6 protein-coding genes and 1 pseudogene are annotated in these 6,359 nt (G+C 65.5%); 2 read left to right on the forward strand and 5 right to left on the reverse strand.

The window, feature by feature from the left end; genetic code table 11:
• From JYJ84_RS25610 to JYJ84_RS25630, 5 genes are all read right to left on the reverse strand, one after another.
• Positions 1-1,004 (reverse strand): DUF1839 family protein (locus tag JYJ84_RS25610; protein ID WP_205189593.1); only part of this gene is annotated, 1,004 nt, incomplete at its 3' end.
• Positions 1,001-1,969 (reverse strand): amino acid--[acyl-carrier-protein] ligase, encoded by a 969-nt coding sequence (locus JYJ84_RS25615; protein ID WP_175222606.1) that lies wholly within the window; start codon positions 1,967-1,969, stop codon positions 1,001-1,003. The genes JYJ84_RS25610 and JYJ84_RS25615, both read right to left, overlap by 4 nt.
• Complete coding sequence (locus JYJ84_RS25620; RefSeq protein WP_174956422.1) at positions 1,966-3,162, reverse strand: acyl-CoA dehydrogenase family protein; 1,197 nt, start codon at positions 3,160-3,162, stop codon at positions 1,966-1,968. The genes JYJ84_RS25615 and JYJ84_RS25620 overlap by 4 nt, the downstream gene beginning before the upstream one ends.
• Entirely contained in the window at positions 3,159-3,410 is a 252-nt protein-coding gene (locus JYJ84_RS25625; protein WP_006490451.1) for an acyl carrier protein, read from the reverse strand. Before JYJ84_RS25625 ends, JYJ84_RS25620 begins: the two co-directional genes overlap by 4 nt.
• A gap of 171 nt (positions 3,411-3,581) precedes the next feature.
• Positions 3,582-4,364 (reverse strand): Crp/Fnr family transcriptional regulator, encoded by a 783-nt coding sequence (locus tag JYJ84_RS25630; protein WP_174956421.1) that lies wholly within the window; start codon positions 4,362-4,364, stop codon positions 3,582-3,584.
• Positions 4,365-5,286: 922 nt separating this feature from the next.
• Here JYJ84_RS25630 and JYJ84_RS25635 point away from each other — a divergent pair.
• Complete coding sequence (locus tag JYJ84_RS25635; RefSeq protein WP_175222626.1) at positions 5,287-6,069, forward strand: Crp/Fnr family transcriptional regulator; 783 nt, start codon at positions 5,287-5,289, stop codon at positions 6,067-6,069.
• A gap of 2 nt (positions 6,070-6,071) precedes the next feature.
• Positions 6,072-6,359: pseudogene (locus JYJ84_RS25640) on the forward strand (undecaprenyl-phosphate glucose phosphotransferase); the annotation flags it as partial.

Here is a 6,359-nt window from a genome sequence, read left to right on the forward strand (position 1 = left end):
CGCAGCGGCAAGCCGATCTGCCGCGCGCAGGCGACCACATCCGAGTAGGCGGCCTCGATCGCTTCGAGCGTCGAGTCGCCGCGCTCCTCCTTGCCGCGCGCGCAGGCGCGTGCGAGCCGGAATTCCAGCACCATCGCTTCGGACGCGATGCGATCGCACGCGGCACGGATCTCGGCGAACGGCCCGACGCAGCCGCTGGCCTGCAGCCAGCGTGCGTAGTGGCCGAACAGTTCGAAATTCGCGCCGAGCTGCCGAACCGAATTGAACGAGTAAGCATGGAAGTGCTCGAGCGGTGAGTCGGCGAGCGTCCGCGCGTCGGTCTGCAACTGCCGCCGGAACGCGGCGATCGGGTCGACGACCGGCAGGCGCCGCAGGTGGCGCTGCAGCGCGGCGAGCGACGTTTCGCACAGCGCGCGCTCGTCGAGCGGCGCGAACCGCCGCTTCGCGCATTCGACGTACGGCGGCAGCGTCATCGGCGAACTGCCGCCGACGAGCCCGTCGTAGTCGAAATCCTCGGCCACGTAATAGCCGCTGTTGTGGAAGTAGCCGATCTGGCGCTTCGCGCGGTCGATCGCATCGATGCCGATCGTCGTCTTCGTGTGCTGCATGCGGTAGCTGCTGCCGCGCGTATCGGGCAGGAACCACGCGTCGACCTCGACGATCATCAAGTGGCCGCGCGCGACCTGCGTTTCGATGTGCCGGTCGAGCGGTTCGTAGATCGAGTGCTCCTGCACGACGATGCCGTACAGCCGCTCCAGTTCGTCGTGCGGAAACTTGAAGAACGTGAACTGGTCGCCCTCGAAGTCGAGCGCAATCGTGAACGGCAGCGCCGCGTACGGATTGAAGCCCCACCACCGGAGCACCTCGAGCCACATGTCGACGTAGCAGTTGGTCTGTTTCCAGACCATCTCCTGGCTGTGCAGCGGATGCGGCCGGTAGTGGCGCGCGCGGTGGCGCACATCCTCGAACGACGCGTCTTCGCCGTCGCGGGACACGAATCTCATGGCGTGCCCCACAGCACGTCGCGGACGTTGCTCGGCCACGCATCGAGGTCGAAGCCGTGATGGCGGAACAGCGCGAGCGTGAGCCGTTCGAGGCCGAAGCCGACGCAGCCGGTGTGCGCGACGTCGCCCGTCGCGGTGCGGATGTCCCACAGCAGCCCGAAATGATCCATGTGGTAGTTGAAGCTCAGGCAGGCGGTCTGGCGATCGTCGTGTTCGATCGGAATCAGCAGCTCGAACTTCAGGTTCTGCTCGCGCTGGCTGTTCGCGACGATCTTGCCGCCGCGCCCGAAGAACGGATCGTTCGCGAGATCGATCGCGTTGGGCAGGCGCAGCGCCTCGATCATCCGCGTGCCGCGTTCGATCCACGTCTCGCGGAACGACACGATCTGCTCGGGCGTGCCGATCCGCACATATTCGCGCATCCGGAACAGCTGCATCCGGGTCGGATCGAGCGACGGCTCGTGGCGGAAGCAGTACGAGAAGACGTCGACGATCCGCCCGTCTGCCGGCAGCGCGCCCGCACGCGCGACGACAGGATAGACGGGGTAGCACGCGGCCGGCGTCATCACGACATAGGTCGGTTTCTGGCTTTCCGTCCAGTCGTCGCCGCGATCCAGGCACTGCAGCACGCGCTGGTGCTGGCGCTCGTCGCCGCAGAACGCATGCACGCTGCCCGCGAGCTGCGGGAAGCTCTTCATGTATTCGCTGCGCTCGAACTCGGTGCGGCTCATCGCCGGCGGGAAGCGCAGCACTTCCGCCTGCTGGTCGGCGCCGATGCGCGTGACGAACGCATCGAGCGCTTCCACGACGCGCTCGAATCGTTCGCTGCGGCCGAACAGGCCCTGGATGCCGGTCGAGACCAGCAGGCCCGCGTCGATCAGTTCGTCGCGCAGCGGGTTGACGCCCGCGCGGTCGATCGGCGCGTCGGCGGGAGCGGAGGAGGGCACGGCAAGGCGATCGTTCACGTATGTTTCTCCAGCGTCGCAGGACGCAGTGCGAGCAGCAGGTTCGAGGTATTGGCGGCAATGCGGTCGTTGCTGATCATCAGCGGCGCCGCGTGCAGGTCGCGAATGTGGCGGCCGATGCTGAACGGCGTGCCTTGCTTGTAGCCGGCCATCCCGCAGATCATCATGGCCTGGTGCGCGACTTCCAGCGCGGTCGTCGACACGTAGGTCTTCAGCGTGTTGATCTCGGCGGCCCAGGCCATGCCGGCCGACCACGAGCGCGCCGTCGCATTCGCATGGAGGCGCAGCACGTTGTCGACGCGGGCCTGCATCGCCTGCATCAGCGCGAGCGACTCGGCGATGCGCCGCGACGCGGGCGACGGCGCGCCGTCGGTCTGGCGTGCCTGCGCTCGGAAGAACTGGTGTGCGCGATGGAACGCGTCGCCGGCCACGCCGATCCATACCGCGGCCCACAGGATGTGCGACACCGGCACCATCGTTTCCTCGGCGATCTTCGCGAACGGCACCGGCAGGCACTGGACGGCGGCGCCTTGCGCGTCGAGCTCGAAGCCGTTGCTGCAGGTGCCCCGCATCCCGAGCGTGTCCCATTCGCCGCGACGCGTGAGCGTGTAGCCGTCGCGCAGCAGCGTGACGAGCACCTGCTCGGAAGCCGGCGCGTCCGCATCGCGTCGCGCGGTCGCGAGGATGCCGTCCGCATAGTCGCCGTAGGAGATCGTCGGCGCGGATTTGCGCAGCCGGAACTCGCCGCCGTCGGTTTCGAGCGCGCACTGGCTCGCTCGCAGGTTGCCGCCGACGCCGTTTTCCGACGTGGCCGATGCGAGCAGCCACTGATGGCGCACGAGCTGCTGCAGGAACAGCTTGTGCCAGCCCTGGTCGACCGCGTGGTCGACGATGCACGCGACCTGGATCTGGTGCATGGCGAACACCATCGCTGACGACGCGCAGGCCTGGCCGAGAATCGAGCAGGCCGACACGACGTCTTCCAGCGACGCGCCAGCGCCGCCAAGATGGGTCGGCACCATCGCGCCGAGCAGGCGGCGCGCGCGCATCGCCTCGATCGCCTCGACGGGGCAGCGCGCGTCGCGGTCTACCGCGTCCGCGTGCTGTGCGGCGATCTGCGCGACGGCATGCGCGGCCTCGTCGAGCCGACGCGAATCGCTGTCGGACGCGAGTTCGGGAAGCAGCGCGCTCATGCGGAATGCTCGGTGCGTTGCAGCGTGGCGATCGTGTCCGCGAGCGCATCGATGCTGCGGAACAGGTTGCGGTTCAGCATCTCGTCGGGAATCTCGATGTTGAATTGCTTCTCGATCGCGAGCATCAGCTGGATCGTGTCGAGCGAGGAGAGGCCCGCTTCGTAGAGGTCGTCCCCGTCGCCGATCGAATCGATCGCGGCTTCGAGGTGGGCGACGTGCTTCAGGATGGTTCTGATTTCGTTTTTCACGTGCTGCTCCGGCGTGCGTGGTGTCGTCCGCTCGGGCAGACGCGCGATACGCGCTGACGTCCCCCCGGCAGTCCGGCATCAGTAGACCATTGGCAGACACTGCGTTCTGTTCGCCACCCTACAAACAGCTAACCCCGCGCACCGACGCGCGGCGCCGAGCGGGCAGGCCGGTCAGGTGCGCGATGCGGCCGGCACACCCGAGTCGGCCGACAGGATGCGCTTCATCTCGTCGCGCACGATCGCCCGGCAGCCGCACGACATTTTTTCGAGGCCGTCGAGGTTGGCGAGCTCGATCGAACTCCGGTATTGCCGGATCAGGCCCAGCTTCTGGATTTCGCCGGCCGCATCGGTGACCGTCTCGCGCCGCACGCCCAGCATCTGCGCCAGCATGCTGTGCGTCACCTGGATCTCGATGCTGCGCGTGCGGTCGTACGCCAGCAGGAACCATCTGCATAACTGATGTTTGAGCACGTGATGGCGACTGCAGAACGTGATCTGCGAGACCTGTGCCATCAGTACGCGCACGCAGACGAACACGAGATGGCGGATCACCGGCGACGCATCGAACGCGGCGGCGAACACGCGCCGGTCGAGCCGGTAGACGAAACCGTCGCGGCAGGCGACGGCCCGGCAGGGCATCCGGCCGCTGCCGCCGATCACGTCGTCGCAGACCACGCTCTCGCTGCCGATCTCCGCGACTTCGAGCGTCATGCCGCCGGACGACACGTACTGCAGCGAAATGGCGGTCGTGACGGGCAGGTAGACCGCGGCGAGCATCTCGCCGGGTTCGCAGAGCACCTGCCCCGATTTCAGGTGGACCAGTTGAAGGTGGGGCGCCAGCGTCGCGAGCTCGTCGCGGTCGATGGCCGCGAGAAACCGGTTCGCGTCGAAGCTGTGGGAAAGCTCGATCATGCCGTTCGCGTACGCGACGGCGTCAGGGGCCTGGTGAGTCACGGCGCATCCTCGTAGGGTGGCGGTCGCGCGTCGTCGCGGCGATACCCCGGAAAGGGGAATTCGCACGCTCGTGCGGACTTGTGTTCGTCATGAATGGAGTGGCGGTGCTGGAGAAAAGGCTAGCACGTCATTGAATTCGATCAATTGCACATTGCGTCATTTCACAAAGTTTGACGATTTTATCCCGAGTGCAAACGTTATCCGGATTTAATGATTCATTCCGTCGGAATTAATCATCCGAAAACAGAATGCGACTGCCGGCATTCATTCGGTGTCGGTCGTGAATCAATCGGGCGGTGGCGCGCATCGCGTGGAGAAAGTGCCTGCTGGACATTGAACATTATTTGACAAATAAATGGTGTGCGCAAGAATGTCTATATCAATCAAAGGCTTGGCGGCGAAGTGTGCGGTGGGTAACAGAGTTTTGAATTAGTGCGTCGATTCAAATTTGAGACAGTTTCAAACAACCGTGTGAGGTGGGGTGTCACTGCGGAGTGTTGTCCAGTACGTCATGTAAACAATTGAAAATGGACTGTAAGTATATGAACGGCAAGCCTCGCGACGCCGGTGCGGCTGCCTCGGTTCGATGCAAACGAAATGATCAGTCAAATGGCGTGCAGTGTCCGTCGTTCGGAAGAGTGTCCGGAAATGAGACGGTTTTTTGTTTTTTAGCCGATTATTCGGGCGATCTAAATCCGGCGTGATTCACATATTAAGGATGGGCATGTATTGGCACGTAAATCGCTTATTCGGGCTGGCGTGTCGAAACGGGACGGCCGACTCGATCCGGCGGCGACAAGCCGATGGTCGGTCGGAATCAGGGTTGTGGGCCGCAACCACTGTCAACGTCCAGGCGCGCATCGCGATAACGAGTTCCGTGCACGCGGCTGCAGGCGGCGCGGACAATAAAAGGGATACAGACATGCTTCATCTTCACTCGAGCTACTCGGCGAACGCCATCCTCGCAGCCCTCCCGGAGGACAGCATCCGCACCATGGCACCGCATCTCGAACTGGTCCGGGTCAAGGCCGGGGCGCTCGACCGGGTCGGCGAGCCGATGCGCCACGTGCATTTCCCGACGACGGCAATGATGTCGGTGCAGCACCTGATGGAGGACGGTGCGATGGTCGAGGTGGCGCAGATCGGCCGCGAGGGGGTGGTCGGGCTGGCCACGCTGGCCGGGGGCGCCTCGGTGTCGCACCGGGTCGAAGTTCGCATTGGCGGGATGGCCTATCGCGTGCCGAGCTGCGTGATGCGCGCCGAATTCGAGCGATCGCCGGCCACCTACCGTCTGTTGCTCAACTACTGCCAGGCGACGATGGCGCAGATTTCGCGCAGCGCGCTGTGCAACCGGCATCACTCGGTCAGCGAGCAGCTCAGCCGCTGGCTGCTGCTCGCGCACGATCGCATCGACGGCGACGAACTGGCCGTCACGCAGCAGACGATCGCGAACATGCTCGGCGTGCGGCGCGAAGGCGTGACGGAAGCGGCAGGCAACCTGCAGGAAGCCGGGCTGATCCGGCAGCGCCGCGGCCGCATCACGGTGCTCGACCGCGAAGGCCTCGAACATCACGCGTGTGAATGCTATGACCTGATTCGTGCCGACTATCGCAGGTTGCTCGGCACGCGCGGGACGGCGAGGTCGACGCCGATTCGCTCCCGCATGCCGGAGGCGCGTTGCGGGTTCCCGGCACATGCTGCGTGACGATGCAGTCGAGGTCCGGTGGAACCAATGCGATACGGCGTGCCGCGATCGCAGCGACCGACGTCGTGCTCGTGCTGGCGGGCGCGCTCGCGGCGCAGGCGGCGTCGGGCCTCGCGTGGCGTGAGCTGTCCGACGCGCAGCGCGGCGCGATCGCGCTGTTGTGCGTGCTGACCGTGGCGTTGCTGCCGCGCTACCTGCGCAGCGTGCGCGGCAGCGTGGCGCCGCAAGGTGGCACGCATGCGCTGACGCAGACGATGGTGGCGCTCGTCTGCGCAAGCGTGCTGACGGTG

The sequence above is a fragment of the Burkholderia sp. LMG 13014 genome (genome assembly GCF_905232215.1).
GTDB lineage: Bacteria > Pseudomonadota > Gammaproteobacteria > Burkholderiales > Burkholderiaceae > Burkholderia.